Below are 15,632 nucleotides of genomic sequence, written 5' to 3' on the forward strand. Positions count from 1 at the left end.
CACGCCTTCTCACCCGACACGCCTTCTCAAAGGAGAGAGCCTTTATGACAGTGAAAGTCGCCATCAACGGCTTCGGCCGCATCGGCCGCAACGTGCTTCGCGCCATCGTCGAATCCGGCCGCACCGACATCGAAGTCGTTGCGATCAACGATCTCGGCCCGGTCGAAACCAACGCCCACCTGCTGCGCTACGACTCGATCCACGGCAAGTTCCCCGCGACCGTCGAAGTTCAGGGCGACTCGATCATCGTCAACGGCGGCAAGCCGATCAAGGTGACGGCCGTTCGCAACCCGGCCGAATTGCCGCACAAGGATCTCGGCGTCGACATCGCGCTCGAGTGCACCGGCATCTTCACCGCCCGCGACAAGGCCGCCGCCCACCTGCAGGCCGGCGCCAAGAGCGTCATCATCTCGGCACCGGCCGACGGTGCCGACCTGACCGTCGTCTACGGCGTCAACCACGACCAGCTGACCAAGGAACACACGGTCATCTCCAACGCGTCGTGCACCACGAACTGCCTCGTGCCGGTGGTCAAGGTTCTCAACGACGTGATCGGCATCGATCACGGCTTCATGACCACGATCCACTCCTACACGGGCGACCAGCCGACGCTCGACACCATGCACAAGGACCTGTACCGCGCCCGCGCTGCAGCCCTGTCCATGATCCCGACCTCCACCGGTGCCGCCAAGGCCGTCGGCCTGGTGCTGCCGGAACTGAAGGGCAAGCTGGACGGCACGTCGATCCGCGTTCCCACGCCGAACGTTTCGGTCGTGGACTTCAAGTTCGTCGCCAAGCGCGACACGAGCGTCGCCGAAATCAACGACGCCATCAAGGCAGCCTCGAACGGCAAGCTGAAGGGCATCCTCGGCTACACGGACGAGCCGCTGGTGTCCCGCGACTTCAACCATGACAGCCATTCCTCGATCTTCGCCATCGACCAGACCAAGGTTCTCGAAGGCAATTTCGTGCGCATCCTGTCCTGGTACGACAATGAATGGGGCTTCTCCAACCGCATGTGCGACACGGCCGTCGCCATGGGCAAGCTGCTCTGAGACGATCGAAAGCCCCGGGCGCCTCAGGCGGCCCGGGGCTTTTTTCATCTGCGGCACGTCGTCGCCCGCGCACCCCCCTGCACCCCGTCAACGCCGCCCTGACCTCCCGGTCCGGCGCGCCGACCGCCTGCAACGCCTCGGCACAGGAAGGCTAGGATCTCCCGATGTTTCGCCCGCTGCAGCCAACCACCGTGCGCTGGCGTCCGCTTGAGGGCGAGGGTCTGGAGCATCTGACGCTGATGCCGCGAAACGGACCGCAACCCGGCATCCGGATCACCTCCGTCGTCATCGGCGCACGCGCCGGCATCCCCTATGGCGTCCGTTATACGATCGATTGCGACCCGCACTGGACGACGACGGCGCTGACGCTTTCGACCACCACCGGCCTCCACCTCTCGCTCGTCTCGGATGGCCTCGGCCACTGGCAGGACGGCGACGGACAGGCCCTGCCGGCATTCGACGGCTGCATCGACGTCGATCTCGCCGGCACGCCCTTCACCAACACGCTGCCGATCCGACGGCTCTCCCTGCGCCCCGAGGACGGCACCCGCAGCCTCGATATGCTCTACATCCCCTTCGACACCTTCGAGCCCCTGCGTGACGGCCAGCACTACACCTGCCTGACGCAGGACCGGCTCTATCGCTACGAGGCTGCCGACCGCAGCTTCACGGCCGAGCTGCCGCTCGATGCGGACGGCCTCGTGCTGGACTATCCCACGCTTTTCATTCGAACCTGACCCGATCAGACGCAACTGGAGACGACCCCATGACCTTCAAGACCCTCGATGACCTGACCGACATCGCCGGCAAGCGCGTGCTCGTGCGCGTCGATCTGAACGTGCCGACCAAGGACGGCAAGGTGACCGACGCGACCCGCATCGAGCGCGTCGTGCCGACGATCCGCGAACTCTCCGAAAAGGGCGCCAAGGTCATCCTGCTCGCCCATTTCGGCCGTCCCAAGGGCGAACCGGTCGCCGACATGTCGCTGGAGCCGATCGCCGCCGCCGTCGAGGACATCATCGACCAGCGCGTTCATTTCGCCGCCGACAGCATCGGCGAAACGGCGGCAAGCGCCGTTGCCGGCCTTGAGAACGGCGACATCCTGCTGCTCGAGAACACCCGCTTCCACAAGGGCGAGGAAAAGAACGACCCCGCATTCACCAAGGCGCTGGCCGCCAACGGCGACATCTATGTCAACGACGCCTTCTCCGCCGCGCACCGCGCCCATTCCTCGACGGAAGGTCTCGCGCACCTGCTGCCGGCTTACGCCGGCCGGACCATGCAGGCCGAGCTCGAAGCGCTGGAGGCCGGCCTCGGCAATCCCAAGCGTCCCGTCGTCGCCATCGTCGGCGGCGCCAAGGTGTCCACGAAGATCGATCTGCTCACCAACCTCGTGAAGAAGGTGGACGCGCTGGTCATCGGCGGCGGCATGGCCAACACCTTCCTCGCCGCCCAGGGCATCGATGTCGGCAAGTCGCTCTGCGAGCATGATCTGGCGGACACCGCGCGCAGCATCCTTGCCGAAGCGGAAACATCGGGCTGCGCCATCGTGCTGCCGGTGGACGGCGTGATCGCGCGCGAATTCAAGGCGGGGGCCGCCAACGAGGTGGTCGACATCAAGGCGATCCCCGCCGACGCCATGGTTCTCGATGTCGGTGCGAAGTCGATCGCAGCCGTCAACGACTGGGTCAGCAAGGCGGAGACGCTCGTCTGGAACGGCCCGCTCGGCGCCTTCGAGATCGCCCCCTTCGACAAGGCGACGGTGGCCGTAGCCAAGCATGCGGCCTCGCGCACCAAGAGCGGCGCGCTCGTCTCGGTCGCCGGCGGCGGCGATACGGTTTCGGCCATGAACCATGCCGGCGTTGCCGACGACCTGACCTATGTCTCCACCGCCGGCGGCGCCTTCCTCGAATGGATGGAGGGCAAGCCGCTGCCGGGCGTCGATGTCCTCCACCAGCAGAAGTAACCGAACCCGACGCCTGCAGGAGACGCGTGACATTCATGCGTCTCCAGCGTGCAGACGTTCCAAAGCGCTTGCACTCGATTTGGCACAGGCGATTTGCGAAACCGCAAGTAATTCAACCGATTAAATTATTTTCAATCGGTTTAAATATTTTAATTTATTTTGCATCCCTTTCGACATCTGCTATTCCGGGAGGCAGATAAGCCAAGCCGGAGAGATGGATCATGACCGAGAGACTGGAAGATATTGCCGCAGCGATGATGGCAAAGGGACAGGGTCTCCTGGCTGCCGACGAATCCACCGCGACCATCGGCAAGCGCTTCGACACGATCGGCCTTGCCTCCAGCGAGACCTCGCGCCGCGACTATCGCGAGATGCTGTTTCGCGCCGACGAGGCCATGAAAGCCCACATTTCCGGCGTCATCCTCTATGAGGAAACCCTTTTCCAGAAGGCCGCCGACGGCACGCCCTTCGTCGATATCATCCGCGCCGCCGGCGCCGTTCCCGGCATCAAGGTCGATACCGGCGCCAAGCCGATGGCGAAGTTTCCGGGCGAAACCATCACCGAAGGCCTCGATGGCCTCGCCGACCGCCTGAAGACCTATTACGAGGCCGGCGCCCGCTTCGCCAAATGGCGCGGCGTCATCGCCGTCTCCGACACACTGCCGACCTTCGGATCGGTCAAGGCCAACGCCCAGGCGCTCGCCCGCTACGCCGCCCTCTGCCAGGAAGCCGGCATCGTGCCGATCGTCGAGCCGGAAGTGCTGATGGACGGCGTCCCCGGCGACCACTCGATCGAGCGTTCGGCCGAAGTGACCGAGGAAACGCTGCGCATCGTCTTTGCCGAACTGGCCGACGCCCGCGTCTCGCTCGAAGGCATGATCCTGAAGCCGAGCATGGTCATCGACGGCAAGAAGGCCCGCAAGGCGAGCGTCGAACAGGTGGCCGAGCGCACGGTCGCCGTGCTCAAGCGCACCGTTCCCTCCGCCGTCCCCGGCATCGCCTTCCTCTCCGGCGGCCAGTCCACCGAAGAAGCGACTGCCCACCTCTCCGCCATGATCGCCGGCTACGACCTGCCCTGGGGCATGACCTTCTCCTACGGCCGCGCGCTGCAGACCGAAGCGCTGAATGCTTGGCAGGGCAAGGCCGAGAACGTCGCGGCCGGCCAGCGTGCCTTCACCCACCGCGCCCGCATGTGCGGCCTGGCGGCCCTCGGCGGCTGGAAAAAGGATCTCGAAAAGGCGGCCTGATCGCCGCCTGGTTCGACCATTTCTGCACGGTTTCCTTCGGGACGCCGGCACACACCTTCTGGGAGGGAGGGGACCTGGCCGCCATGTGCGGCCGGGTTTTTTTGTGCTTATGGCGGCATCGGAGCGCAGACGATGATGCCGCGCCCGGAATTGTCACGGTCACAAGTCTGGCGTTTCGCAGACGCCCTCTTCGACGCTAGATATGTCCCGTGGGCAGAGGCTCACAGCAAAGTTTCCAGATCTTTGTTTTCGTTAGCTTCAACGGACCGGGAAGCCTTCGCCATGGCGCAGTACCATTTCATCACCGTCGACGTGTTCACGCGCACGCGCTTCACCGGCAATCAACTGGCTGTCTTCCCCGATGCGCGCGGGCTCGAAAGCGAGACCATGCAGGCGATCGCCCGCGAGTTCAAATATTCCGAGATCACCTTCGTGCTGCCGCCGGCCGACCCCGCCAACACGGCGGAGGTCCGCATCTTCACCCCCAATGCCGAGCTTCCCTTCGCCGGCCATCCGAATGTCGGCACCGGCTTCGTCCTGGCACGAGAGGACGAGGTGTTCGGCCGCAAACCGGGCGACAATCTTCGTTTCGAGGAAAAGGCCGGCCTCGTCGAGGTGGCGGTGCACCGCGATGCCACTGGCGCCGTCTCCGGCACCGCCATCATCGCACCGGAACCTCTTTCGGTCGCAGACAGCGTGCCCGCCGAACGGCTGGCGTCGATCGTTGGCCTGCCGCCGGAAGGCATCGCGACGCAGAACCATGCGCCTCTCCTCCTGTCCGTCGGCGTGCCTTTCGTCGTCGCCGAGATCCGCGATATCGAGACCCTGGCGACGGCCACGCCGGATACGGCGCGCTTCGCAGAGGCCGCACAGCACTATGCGAGCCTTCCCGGCCGACTGTCGGTGTTCCTCTATGTCCGGCCCGCCGCGACGCCATGGCAGTTGCGCGCCCGGATGTTCGCGCCGCTCGGCGAGATCCCCGAGGATCCGGCGACGGGCAGCGCCTCGGCGGCGCTCGCCGCCTATCTCGTCTCGCGCGAGACCGACCCCGCCGAGACCACGGAGATGACGATCGACCAGGGCGTGGACATGGGGCGCCCGAGCCATATCCGCCTGCGGGTGACCGCGGCGGACGGCGGGCCGTCCCGCGTGCATGTCATCGGCGACTGCGTCGAGGTGATGCGCGGCGTGCTCACCGTGTGAGCCTCCTGCGTGGCGCGCCACATGACCGGCGTCAGGGCCTGATCAGCACCGTCAGCATCATCATGGCGATGGCGGCGACCGCGACCTTCCAGAAATCGCGGCGATAGCGAAGCCCCGGCCATCCCAGCGGCTTCACCAGCTGGACCATCATCACGGCAAGAAGCAGGAGGGAGAGCGCTTTCGACATCGCCGCGACCTTAGAGGAAATTGCGCGGCCATGCGACGCGCTTTCGTCCGAACTTCGGGTTTCGTGGCCGGAGATTTGTGACCTGAGACCAAAGGGTTGGAGACCCGTCCTGCCCGGAGCACGGCGCGTCGCGGATGGCATGGCGGGACCGGGCTTGAACATCGTAGGGAGATTGATGCGCAAACCGATTCCGGTTTCAGAAAAATTGCAGTAGGTTCGCGCGCACGTCCGGAACAAGCGGAGTCTCATGACCAGAAACCTCCTCCCCGTCGCGGCCCTTCTCCTTGGAACGCTTTTCCTGTTTCTCGGCAACGGCCTTCACAGCTTGCTCCTGCCGATGCGCGGCACCACGGAGGGCTATTCGGCCACGCTGCTCGGCCTGCTCGGCACGTCCTGGGCGAGCGGCTTCGTGCTCGGCTGCCTGACGGCGCCCGCCATCGTGCGGCGCGCCGGGCACATCCGGGCCTTCAGCATCTTCGCCGCCATCCTCGCCATCGTCGCGCTGATGACCGGCATCCATGTCGATCCCATCTGGTGGGTGGTGCTGCGCGCCTTCACCGGCTTCTGCACCGCCGGCACCTCGATGATCATCGAGAGCTGGCTGAACGAGCGCGCCACCAACGAGAGCCGCGGCGCGATCTTCTCGCTCTATATCGCCATCACCCTGTTCGGCGTGGTCGCCGGCCAGATGATCGTGCCCTTCGGCGACACCAACACCACCGTGCTCTTCATGGTCTGCGGCATCGTCTATTGCGTGGCCATGCTGCCCACCCTGATGTCGACCGCCGTGTCGCCCCAGCCGCTGAAGCAGGTGCGCCTCGACCTTGCCGGCCTCTACCGCAATTCGCCGGTGTCCTTTCTCGGCATCCTGATGATCGGCATCGCCAATGGCGCCTATGGCACGCTTGCCGCCGTGTTCGGCCGGCAGGCGGGCCTGCCGGATGCGGATGTGGCTGTGATGGTCAGCACCGTCATCTTCCTCGGCGCCGTCATGCAGTTTCCGGCCGGGCGCCTGTCCGACCGCATGGACCGCCGCTATGTGCTCGCCGGCATTTCCGCCGTCGCCGCACTGGCGGGGCTCCTGATCTTCCTGTTCGAGCCGGCCGGAAAGGTGTCGCTGCTCATCATGGTCGGGCTCTATGGCGCCATGTCGAACGCGCTCTACCCGATCGCCGTCTCCCACGCGAACGACTTCGCCGCACCGGAGGATTTCGTGAAGGTCTCGGGCGGCCTGCTGCTGCTCTACGGCATCGGCACGATCATCGGCCCGACGGTCGGCGGCCCCGTGATGACGACGATGGGGCCCTATGCGCTGTTCATGATCACCGCCTGCGCCCACGTCATCGTTGCGGGCTATGCCCTCTTCCGCAGCCGCATGCGGGCGGCCGTGCCGGTCTCGGAGCGGGACCCCTTCCCCGCGACCATGTCGAACGGTCCGCTGATGGCCACGCCTGAAAGCCTGCAGATGTCGCCCCGCGCGTCACAGGCCGCAACGGCCGATCCTGTCGCGGATCCAGTCCCGGACCTGGTGGCGGAAACGACCGCAGACGAACTCACTGGGGACGCGCAGCGCGACCCCTGAGGCGGGCCGGCGACCGGCGACTCAGGCGCCGCCTGCTCGGTTCGGCCTTCTCTGTGCGCAAGGATGAACGAAGCCCTAACAGGATGACGATTGCTGCAGATCGGCATGGGAACAATAGCCGATTAACCGTCCGTTAAGCATTTCGGTTTATACATCATGGCATCCAGTTCGCTCTGGACTCAGACGTTTCAGCCTCGGCGAATGGTCTGATTTTCTCCCTGTTTTACCTTGAGAGCCGCTTTCCGCGGCTCTTTTTTTTGCCTTAATTCTGCCGCCACGAGAGCGCATTCATCAAAGTGTGGATGTTAACCCTTTCTTAAGAATAGACTTGCGTGTTTTACGCTATGAGATCATTCTTGGTCTCGAGAAGAGCGGCGTTAGAAACTTTTTATCGATCCGCCCGTTACCTGACTGAGTGAATGCGTCCAACCAGGGAATAAACCATGTCCGAACGCGGATTGAACACCGTCAGTTTTGCAGGCCACGCCGCAGCATCGGCACAGTTCAAGGCGCTCTACGCTGAGGGCATGGGACTGGTCGAGGAAACGGCGAGCTACCTCGACGGTCATGGCCGCGCGGCCTCGAAGGTTCTGCCGCGCATGGCTTCCGTTCTCTACGCGGCCGAATCCATGCGTTTGACCACCCGCCTGATGCAGATGGCCTCCTGGCTCCTGCTGCAGCGCGCCGTCAACAATGGCGAAATGACACGCGATCAGGTTCTGTCGGAAAAGAACAAGGTCCGTCTCGACAGCTTCAATGTCGATCGCACGGCGCCCGGCTGGTCCGACCTTCCGGAAGGCTTCCGCGACCTGATCGACCGTTCGCTCCGCCTCCAGAACCGCGTCGCTTTGCTCGACCGCGAAATCTACCGCCCCCAGGAAGCCGGCAGCTTCGTGCCCGACAACCAGAACGGCGTGAAAGCCCAACTGAACCTGCTGCAGACGGCCTTCGGCGCAAACTGAGGCCTTCGCATCGACAGCGTCATGAAACGAGCCCGGCATGCCGGGCTTTTTCGTGTCTGGTCGTTGGCTTCGTCGGTTCGGCGTCGAGCCCGTGCTGGCCCCTCATCCGCCTGCCGGCACCGTCTCCCCGCCAAGCGGGGCGAAGGGAGGTGCGGCGCAGGTGCCGGACGACATTGAACTCTTTTACCAGCAGCATCTGTTGCCATGAGACCGGTGAGGCGTACGGCGTACGCCCTTCCCCCCGCGCGCGAGAGAAGGTGCCGGCAGACGGATGAGGGGCAGTCACACGCCCAGCCCAAAGCCGTTGGCACCCATCTCGCAACACACAAAAAAGCCCGGCGAACCGGGCTCTTGCAATACAGTCCTGCAGCCCGCGCGAGAGCGCGGCGCCGAAGCGGGTCTTACAGGCCGAGGCCTTCGAAACGCTTCTTGAACTTGGAAACGCGGCCGCCGCGGTCCATGAGCTGCTGGTTGCCGCCGGTCCAGGCCGGGTGCGACTTGGGGTCGATTTCAAGGTTCATGGTCTGGCCTTCGGAGCCCCAGGTCGAGCGGGTCTCGTACTCGGTGCCGTCGGTCATGACCACCTTGATCATGTGGTAAGCGGGATGGATATCAGCCTTCATAACACTCTTCCTGCAGTTCCCGGGTCCATTTGTCGCAGCCACTTGCGGCTACCGGACCGAACACGATAATGAAGCCGCAGACCGCGTTTCGGCCAACGTCTTTTCAATTGGATGCGGTGCCTATACAGGAAGGCCTCGGAGATAACAAGGGCCGACAACAGGGCCGGCCGATGATCTCATGGCCGAACATGATGGCCATACATCATGGCCAGACATGATCCGACCAGGATATGATCTGACGGCAAGACAGGCGACGCGTATCGTCCGGGGACCGGACGAGTGGAGGACAGTGTGGCGATCGAGAATGACAAGGCGGCAGAACGCACGCGAAACGTCCGCCCGCTGGCCGGGCTGCTCCCCTATGTGAAGCGTTATCGGGGGCTGGTGACCGGTGCGGCCGTTTGCCTCGTCGCAGCGGCGCTGACCACCCTCACGCTGCCGCTCGCGGTGCGCCGCATGATCGACCACGGATTTTCCAATTCCGACCGCGCCTTCATCAACACCTATTTCGCCATGCTGATGGTGCTGGCGATTGTGCTGGCTCTTGCGAGTGCCGGCCGGTACTTCTTCGTCATCACGCTCGGCGAACGCGTGGTGGCCGATATCCGGCGCGAGGTCTTCGACCATATCACGCGGCTGTCCCCCGCCTTCTTCGATGTCAATCAATCCGGCGAGATCGTCTCGCGGCTGACGGCGGATACGACGCAGATCAAATCCGCCGTCGGCGCTACGGCCTCCGTCGCGCTGCGCAACATCATTCTCTGTCTCGGCGCCATCGCCATGATGGTCTATACCAGCCCCAAGCTGTCGAGCCTCGTGCTGATGGCGATCCCCGTCATCGTCTTTCCGCTCGTCGCCTTCGGCCGCAATGTCCGCCGCCGCTCGCGCGAGGCGCAGGACCGGCTGGCCGGCGCATCGGCCTATGCCAGCGAGGCGATCGGCGCGATCCGCACCGTCCAGGCCTTCAATGGCGAGGCGACCGCGATGGCGCGCTATGGCCGTACGGTGGAAGACGCCTATCTGGCCGCCCGCGGCGCGATCACCGCACGCTCGGCGCTGACGGCGTTCGCCATCACCATGATCTTCGGCAGCGTCGTCGCCGTGCTCTGGTTCGGCGCGCAGGACGTGCTGGCCGGCACCATCTCGCCCGGCACGCTCGGCCAGTTCCTGCTCTATTCGGTCTTTGCGGCGGGCAGCCTCGGCGCGCTGTCGGAGGTCTGGGGCGAGCTGTCCCAGGCCGCGGGCGCCGCCGAGCGATTGCGCGAGCTGCTGCAGGAACGGCCCGACATCGCCGAACCCCTGCACGCCAAGCCGCTGCCGCAGCCGGCCGCCGGCCGTGTGGCCTTCGACGGCGTCCATTTTTCCTATCCGACGCGCCCGCAGGAGCGCAGCCTGAAGGGCCTGACGCTCGAGGTGGAGCCCGGCCAGACGGTCGCCATCGTCGGCCCGTCCGGCGCGGGCAAGAGCACGCTGTTCTCGCTGCTGCTCCGGTTCTACGATCCCGTCAGCGGGGCGATCCGTCTCGACGGCGTCGATATCCGCGCGCTCTCGCCCCGCGACCTGCGCGCCCGGCTGGCGATCGTCCCCCAGGACGTCACCATCTTCGCCGCCACCATCCACGAGAACATCGCCTTCGGCACGCCGGGCGCGACGCGAGACGCGGTGGCGGCGGCGGCTCTGGCGGCGCAGGCAGACGGCTTCATCCGCGCGATGCCGGAGGCCTACGACACGCCGGTCGGCGAGCGCGGCATCACTTTGTCGGGCGGCCAGCGCCAGCGCATCGCCATCGCCCGCGCCATCCTGAAGAACGCGCCGGTGCTGCTGCTCGACGAGGCGACCTCGGCACTGGACGCCGAAAGCGAAACGCTGGTGCAGACCGCGCTCGACGGGCTGATGCGCAGCCGCACGACGCTCGTCATCGCGCACCGGCTGGCAACGGTGCTTAAGGCGGACCGGATCCTCGTCATGGACCAGGGGCGCATCGTCGAAGACGGCACCCACGCCTCGCTGGTGCGCCAGGGCGGGCTCTATGCCCGGCTCGCAAGGCTCCAGTTCGATCATGGGTCGCAGGCGCTGAACGTCGCCAATCTCTGACGCCTCTGGGCGGTTTTCCACCCACATCCGGGGCCGACGGGTGGAAGACCACCCATCACGGCGCGTTCGCACGGTAAAAGCGGCGCTCCGGCGGGCGCCGGCGATTGTCTGTTTCGATCCTGCGATGTCACTCTCCCGTTCGGCCGGTGCTTCGGAGGTTGCGCTGCCCGAAATCTCAGACAGTAACGGGAGGAACGCGATGTCTGTCTTCAAATCCCTTTTGACCGGAGCGCTGCCGGCTTTGGCGCTGGCGCTGGCGGTCGGCACCCATGGCGCGCATGCGCAGGAATTTCCCGATCGTACCCTGACGATGGTCGTACCCTTTGCGGCGGGCGGCTCGACCGACGTGGTGGCGCGCATCGTCGCCCAGAAGATGTCGGACGATCTCGGCCAGCAGGTCATCGTCCAGAACGTCGCCGGTGCCGGCGGCAATCTGGGCGCGAGCAATGTCGCGCGCGCCGATCCGGATGGCTACACGATCCTGATGGGCACGGTCGCGACGCACGCGCTGAACCCGCTGATCCTGAAGACCAAGCCCTACGATCCCGAAACCGACTTCGCGCCCATCTCGCTTCTGGTGCTGGTGCCGAACGTCCTCGTCGTCAATCCGGAACTGCCGGCAAAGACCGTGGCCGAGCTGATCGCCCTTCTAAAGGCCGATCCGGAGAAATATGCCTATGCCTCCTCGGGCAACGGCACGCCGCTGCATCTCTCGGGCGAGCTTTTCAAGAAGATGGCCGGCGTCAGCATGCAGCACATTCCCTACAAGGGCTCCGGGCCGGCGCTGAACGACGTCATCGGCAACCAGGTGCCGATCATGTTCGACAACCTGCCCTCCTCCTCCGGCCACATCAAGGCCGGCACGCTGCGGGCACTGGGCGTGACAACCGCCGAGCGTGCGGCCTCCTTCCCCGATGTGCCGACGATCGCCGAAACCGTTCCGGGATACGAGACCTATACCTGGAACGCGCTGTTTGCCCCGGCCGGCACGCCCGAACCCATCATCGCCCGGCTGAACGGCGCCGCGAAGAAGGCCATGGCCGACCCCGCCGTCGTCGCCCGCATGAAGGACTTCAGCGCCACCATCGTCGCCTCGACGCCGGACGCGCTGAAGGCGCATGTGAAGGCCGAGATCGTCAAATGGACGCCGGTGGTGAAGGACGCGAACGTCACGCTGGATTGAGGAGAGAGCCGTGGTGGGTGGGGCTCGCCCCTATCCGCCTGCCGGCACCTTCTCCCCGCCTGCGGGGAGAAGGACTTGAGGCACCGCTTTCGCGCTACATTGAACGGCCGCGCGGGCCACGTCCCCTCGCCCCGCAGGCGAGGAGAGGGTTAGGGTTAGGGTGAGGGTGAGGGGCAGCCCCAGGGCCGCAATCGGGCCACACACACACTGCCCGCTTTACTTCTCCGTCAGCTTCAACTCGATACGCCGGTTCTGGTCGCGGGCTTCCTTGGTGTCGCCCTCGGCGATCGGCTGGAACTCGCCGAAGCCGGCGGCGACCAGGCGGCCGGGGGGGACGCCCTTCGAGATGAGGAATTTGACCACCGAGGTGGCGCGGGCGGAGGAAAGCTCCCAGTTGTCGACATAACGGCCCGAGCCCGACAACGGCACATTGTCCGTATGTCCGTCGACGCGCAGCACCCAGTTGATTTCGGCCGGAATCTCCTTGGCGAGATCGAGCAGCGCCATGGCGAGCTTCGCCATCTCCTCCTGCCCCGCCGGATTGAGCTCGTTGCCGCCCGAGGGGAAGAGCACTTCCGACTGGAAGACGAAACGGTCGCCGACGATGCGGATGTTTTCGCGATCCGACAGGATCTCGCGCAGCCGGCCGAAGAAATCCGACCGGTAACGGTTCAGCTCCTGCACGCGCTGCGCCAGCGCCACGTTGAGGCGGCGGCCGAGATCGGCGATCTTCGTCTGGGAGGTCGCGTCGCGGGCCTCGGAGGCCTGAAGCGCGCTTTCGATGGCGGCGATCTGGTTGCGCAGGGCCGCGATCTGCTGGTTGAGCAGGTCGATCTGGCTCATGGCCCGGCCGCTCGCCTGCTGCTCGGCCTCCAGCCGTCCCGTGAGGTCGCCGATGCGCTGGTCGGAAGCCGCCGAGCTGCCGCTGCCCTGATCGAGCAGGGACTGCAGCCGCGAGCGCTCGCCTTCCGACGTCGCAAGCGAGGCCTGCAGATTGGCGAGCGAATCCTCCAGATCCTGCTTGCCGCTCTTCTCCAGCGCCAGAAGCTGGGTCAGCTCGTTGATCTGGCTGTTCAGCCGTGTCAGTACCTCGTCCTTGCCGCTGATTTCGCGGCTGAGCAGGAACTGCGCGAGCACGAAGACCGAGAGCAGGAACATGATGGCGAGGAGCAGCGTCGACAGCGCATCGACGAAGCCCGGCCAGTAATCCACGGTGCGCTGGTGGCGACCCCTGCGTCCGAGCGCCATCTCAATCCTGTCCCGTCTCTTCGCTCGCGCGGCGCGGCGTCGGCAGGGTCTTCCGGTCATTGTCGGAAAGCCGTGCGGCCAGCTTGTCGAGCGTGCGGCGCATGGAGCGCGCTTCCTCCTGCTGGGCCTCGATCCAGTCGCGCAGCATCTGCTGCTCGCCGCGCATGTTCTTGACCAGTCCCTGAATGCCTTCGGCAAGGCTCGCCATGGCCGCGGTCGTGCGCTGGCTGGTGCCGCCTTCCTGCGCCATGCGGCTCAGTTCCTCGGCCAGAAGCCGCAGGTCTTCCGGACGGTTGCCGGTGCCGGCCTCGGAGCGCACGTTCACGTCGGAACTGACATCGGTGACGGAGGAGAGCCAGTTTTCGAGCTCGGTATAGAAGCGGCTCTGCGCCCGCCCGGCCTGCAGATCGAGGAAGCCGAGCACCAGCGAACTCGAAAGGCCGAAAAGCGAGGTGGAGAACGCCGTGCCCATGCCGGTCAAAGGCGCGGACAGGCCGGTCTTCAGGGCCGAGAGCACGTCGTCCGTGCTGCCGCTGCCCGCATCCAGCGACTGGATGACGGTGTTGATCGAGCCGATGGTGCCGAGCAGGCCCCAGAAGGTGCCGAGCAGGCCGAGAAAGACGAGCAGCCCGATGAGATAGCGCGACGTATCGCGCGATTCGTCCAGCCGGGTGGCGATGCTGTCGAGGATGGACCGGAGCGCCGCGGTGGAGATCGCCATCGAATGGCGCTTGCCGATCAGCGCGCGCATGGGCGCGAGCAGCACCGGATCGCGGCCGACCTTGTCGGCACTGCCCGCGGCACGGAAGCTGTTGAACCAGCGCACCTCGGGCCGGAGCGCAAGCACATGGGTGAAGACGAGGAGGATGCCGATCAGCAAGACGCCGAGAATGAGCCCGTTGAGGCCCGGATTGCTCAGAAAGGCCGTCTGCGCCTGCCGGAACAGGATGGCCCCGACGAAGCCGACGATGATGAGGAAGATGACCATGGTCCAGAAGAACACCATGGGGCTCGTCAGCTTGTTCGGATTGTAGTCCTCGCCCTGCTCCGCATCCCAACCAGACAATGTCAGTTTCGCCATGCCGCTTCTCTCGATTCCCAGCCGGCCGCCCGGTCATCGATCGGCCGGGTCCGCCATATGGCGCAGACCCTACTTCATAATGCTTAAAACCGGAACGGTTCGTCCGCATATTCTGCACGGGCGGAAAGACCCGTGCGGAACGTCCCCGACCGGCCCGGCACGGTCAGTATCGGGCGCTTTCGCGCGGCCAGGATCGGGCGCTTTCGCGCAGACGCGCGAGCGTTCTGCCCGGCCTTATTTTCCGGGCATCGGACGGTGCAGAACCTCATGCAGCGCCTTGCGGATATATTCGTTGCCGGCGACGATCGAGCCGTCTTCCATCGGCTTGTTGCCGCCGTCGATATCGGCGATCCAGCCACCGGCCTCGCGCACCATCAGCATGCCCGCGGCCAGATCCCACGGCATCAGCCCGCGTTCCCAATAGCCATCGAACCGGCCGGCCGCGACATAGGCGAGCGCGAGCGACGGCGTGCCGAGACTGCGCACGCCAGCGACTTCGCCCATCACATGGCGCAACTCGATGAGGTAATTGCCGTGATGGCCGCGGCCGAGAAAGGGCGTGCCGGTTGAGATGACGGCATCCGCAAGGCTGCGGCGGGCGGCGACGCGCAGGCGGCGATCGTTGAGAAACGCCCCGCCGCCGCGCTCGGCGGTGTAGAGTTCGTCGGTCGCGGGATTGAGGATGACGGCCGTGACGATTTCGCCCTGACGTTCCAGCGCGATGGTGATGGCGAAATGCGGAATGCCGTGCAGGAAGTTGGTGGCGCCGTCGAGCGTATCGACGATCCAGCGATGCGCACCGTCCGTACCCTCGACCTCGTCGCCGTCTTCGCCGAGATAGCCATAGGTCGGGCGGGCCTTCATCAGCTCTTCGCGGAGGATCTTTTCAGCCTTGCGATCGGCCTGCGACACGTAATCGCCCGGCCCCTTCATGGACACCTGCAGGTTCTGCACCTCGCCGAAATCGCGGGACAACGACTTGCCGGCCTTGAAGGCGGCCTGGACCATGACGTTGAGAAGGGCGGAACGGGCCATTTCGGGCTTCCTCTGAAAAAAGCGCCGGAGAGAGGACCGGCAGATCGCGGGGCTGTCACAGAACGGTCGGCGACGACGGCGCTTTTCAAGAGCAGACCGGGATCAAGCCGACAACGCGGCGGATCGTTCTGACGATCCACCGGGCGGCGCTTCAAGACCACAGATC

The 15,632-nt window shown here is 65.3% G+C and carries 14 protein-coding genes; 9 read left to right on the forward strand and 5 right to left on the reverse strand.

The genetic code is table 11. The annotated features are described in order from the left end of the window. Positions 1 to 44 precede the first annotated feature (44 nt). From gap to ASG39_RS15125, 5 genes are all read left to right on the forward strand, one after another. Complete coding sequence (gap, locus tag ASG39_RS15105; RefSeq protein WP_062595795.1) at positions 45 to 1,055, forward strand: type I glyceraldehyde-3-phosphate dehydrogenase; 1,011 nt, start codon at positions 45 to 47, stop codon at positions 1,053 to 1,055. 164 nt (positions 1,056 to 1,219) lie between these two features. After that, on the forward strand, positions 1,220 to 1,792 hold the full coding sequence (locus tag ASG39_RS15110) for a putative glycolipid-binding domain-containing protein (protein WP_062595796.1): 573 nt from the start codon (positions 1,220 to 1,222) through the stop codon (positions 1,790 to 1,792). A gap of 29 nt (positions 1,793 to 1,821) precedes the next feature. After that, positions 1,822 to 3,021 (forward strand): phosphoglycerate kinase, encoded by a 1,200-nt coding sequence (locus ASG39_RS15115; RefSeq protein WP_062595797.1) that lies wholly within the window; start codon positions 1,822 to 1,824, stop codon positions 3,019 to 3,021. A 221-nt stretch (positions 3,022 to 3,242) separates the two neighbouring features. Continuing rightward, on the forward strand, positions 3,243 to 4,268 hold the full coding sequence (locus ASG39_RS15120; RefSeq protein ID WP_062595798.1) for a class I fructose-bisphosphate aldolase: 1,026 nt from the start codon (positions 3,243 to 3,245) through the stop codon (positions 4,266 to 4,268). A 282-nt stretch (positions 4,269 to 4,550) separates the two neighbouring features. After that, positions 4,551 to 5,471: a PhzF family phenazine biosynthesis protein gene (locus ASG39_RS15125; RefSeq protein WP_062595799.1), complete on the forward strand. Its 921-nt coding sequence runs from the start codon at positions 4,551 to 4,553 to the stop codon at positions 5,469 to 5,471. Positions 5,472 to 5,502: 31 nt separating this feature from the next. On the opposite strand, the gene ASG39_RS24255 is transcribed toward ASG39_RS15125, so the two are convergent. After that, the gene (locus ASG39_RS24255; RefSeq protein WP_200943894.1) at positions 5,503 to 5,658 is read right to left on the reverse strand and encodes a hypothetical protein; all 156 of its coding nucleotides are present in this window, start codon (positions 5,656 to 5,658) and stop codon (positions 5,503 to 5,505) included. Positions 5,659 to 5,905: 247 nt separating this feature from the next. Here ASG39_RS24255 and ASG39_RS15130 point away from each other — a divergent pair, with 247 nt between their 5' ends. Both ASG39_RS15130 and ASG39_RS15135 read left to right on the forward strand, forming a co-directional pair. After that, the gene (locus tag ASG39_RS15130) at positions 5,906 to 7,240 is read left to right on the forward strand and encodes an MFS transporter (RefSeq protein ID WP_062595800.1); all 1,335 of its coding nucleotides are present in this window, start codon (positions 5,906 to 5,908) and stop codon (positions 7,238 to 7,240) included. 443 nt (positions 7,241 to 7,683) lie between these two features. Beyond that, positions 7,684 to 8,202, forward strand: coding sequence for a DUF1465 family protein (locus ASG39_RS15135; protein WP_062475155.1), 519 nt, complete (start codon positions 7,684 to 7,686; stop codon positions 8,200 to 8,202). Positions 8,203 to 8,603: 401 nt separating this feature from the next. Here ASG39_RS15135 and rpmE read toward each other — a convergent pair whose 3' ends face one another. Beyond that, complete coding sequence (gene rpmE, locus ASG39_RS15140) at positions 8,604 to 8,825, reverse strand: 50S ribosomal protein L31 (RefSeq protein WP_018327882.1); 222 nt, start codon at positions 8,823 to 8,825, stop codon at positions 8,604 to 8,606. Between the two features lie 291 nt (positions 8,826 to 9,116). Here rpmE and ASG39_RS15145 point away from each other — a divergent pair, with 291 nt between their 5' ends. Then, on the forward strand, positions 9,117 to 10,919 hold the full coding sequence (locus tag ASG39_RS15145) for an ABC transporter transmembrane domain-containing protein (RefSeq protein WP_156468158.1): 1,803 nt from the start codon (positions 9,117 to 9,119) through the stop codon (positions 10,917 to 10,919). 172 nt (positions 10,920 to 11,091) lie between these two features. Beyond that, a complete protein-coding gene (locus tag ASG39_RS15150; protein WP_062596001.1) occupies positions 11,092 to 12,102 on the forward strand; it encodes a tripartite tricarboxylate transporter substrate binding protein in 1,011 nt (336 codons plus the stop codon). Between the two features lie 216 nt (positions 12,103 to 12,318). On the opposite strand, the gene ASG39_RS15155 is transcribed toward ASG39_RS15150, so the two are convergent. From ASG39_RS15155 to ASG39_RS15165, 3 genes are all read right to left on the reverse strand, one after another. Then, a complete protein-coding gene (locus ASG39_RS15155; RefSeq protein WP_062595801.1) occupies positions 12,319 to 13,350 on the reverse strand; it encodes a peptidoglycan -binding protein in 1,032 nt (343 codons plus the stop codon). A gap of 1 nt (position 13,351) precedes the next feature. Further along, a complete protein-coding gene (locus ASG39_RS15160) occupies positions 13,352 to 14,431 on the reverse strand; it encodes a MotA/TolQ/ExbB proton channel family protein (RefSeq protein WP_062595802.1) in 1,080 nt (359 codons plus the stop codon). A gap of 234 nt (positions 14,432 to 14,665) precedes the next feature. After that, on the reverse strand, positions 14,666 to 15,466 hold the full coding sequence (locus ASG39_RS15165; protein WP_062595803.1) for an inositol monophosphatase family protein: 801 nt from the start codon (positions 15,464 to 15,466) through the stop codon (positions 14,666 to 14,668). Positions 15,467 to 15,632 lie beyond the last annotated feature (166 nt).

The sequence above is a fragment of the Rhizobium sp. Leaf371 genome, assembly GCF_001424045.1.
Taxonomy (GTDB): Bacteria; Pseudomonadota; Alphaproteobacteria; order Rhizobiales; family Rhizobiaceae; genus Ferranicluibacter.

Coding starts and splice junctions, on each gene's coding strand:
- ASG39_RS24255 (WP_200943894.1), bottom strand. CDS start 5,658: ATGTCGAAAGCGCTCTCCCTCCTGCTTCTTGCCGTGATGATGGTCCAG.
- ASG39_RS15160 (WP_062595802.1), bottom strand. CDS start 14,431: ATGGCGAAACTGACATTGTCTGGTTGGGATGCGGAGCAGGGCGAGGAC.
- ASG39_RS15125 (WP_062595799.1), top strand. CDS start 4,551: ATGGCGCAGTACCATTTCATCACCGTCGACGTGTTCACGCGCACGCGC.
- ASG39_RS15115 (WP_062595797.1), top strand. CDS start 1,822: ATGACCTTCAAGACCCTCGATGACCTGACCGACATCGCCGGCAAGCGC.
- ASG39_RS15135 (WP_062475155.1), top strand. CDS start 7,684: ATGTCCGAACGCGGATTGAACACCGTCAGTTTTGCAGGCCACGCCGCA.
- rpmE (WP_018327882.1), bottom strand. CDS start 8,825: ATGAAGGCTGATATCCATCCCGCTTACCACATGATCAAGGTGGTCATG.
- ASG39_RS15130 (WP_062595800.1), top strand. CDS start 5,906: ATGACCAGAAACCTCCTCCCCGTCGCGGCCCTTCTCCTTGGAACGCTT.
- ASG39_RS15155 (WP_062595801.1), bottom strand. CDS start 13,350: ATGGCGCTCGGACGCAGGGGTCGCCACCAGCGCACCGTGGATTACTGG.
- ASG39_RS15120 (WP_062595798.1), top strand. CDS start 3,243: ATGACCGAGAGACTGGAAGATATTGCCGCAGCGATGATGGCAAAGGGA.
- ASG39_RS15165 (WP_062595803.1), bottom strand. CDS start 15,466: ATGGCCCGTTCCGCCCTTCTCAACGTCATGGTCCAGGCCGCCTTCAAG.
- ASG39_RS15110 (WP_062595796.1), top strand. CDS start 1,220: ATGTTTCGCCCGCTGCAGCCAACCACCGTGCGCTGGCGTCCGCTTGAG.
- gap (WP_062595795.1), top strand. CDS start 45: ATGACAGTGAAAGTCGCCATCAACGGCTTCGGCCGCATCGGCCGCAAC.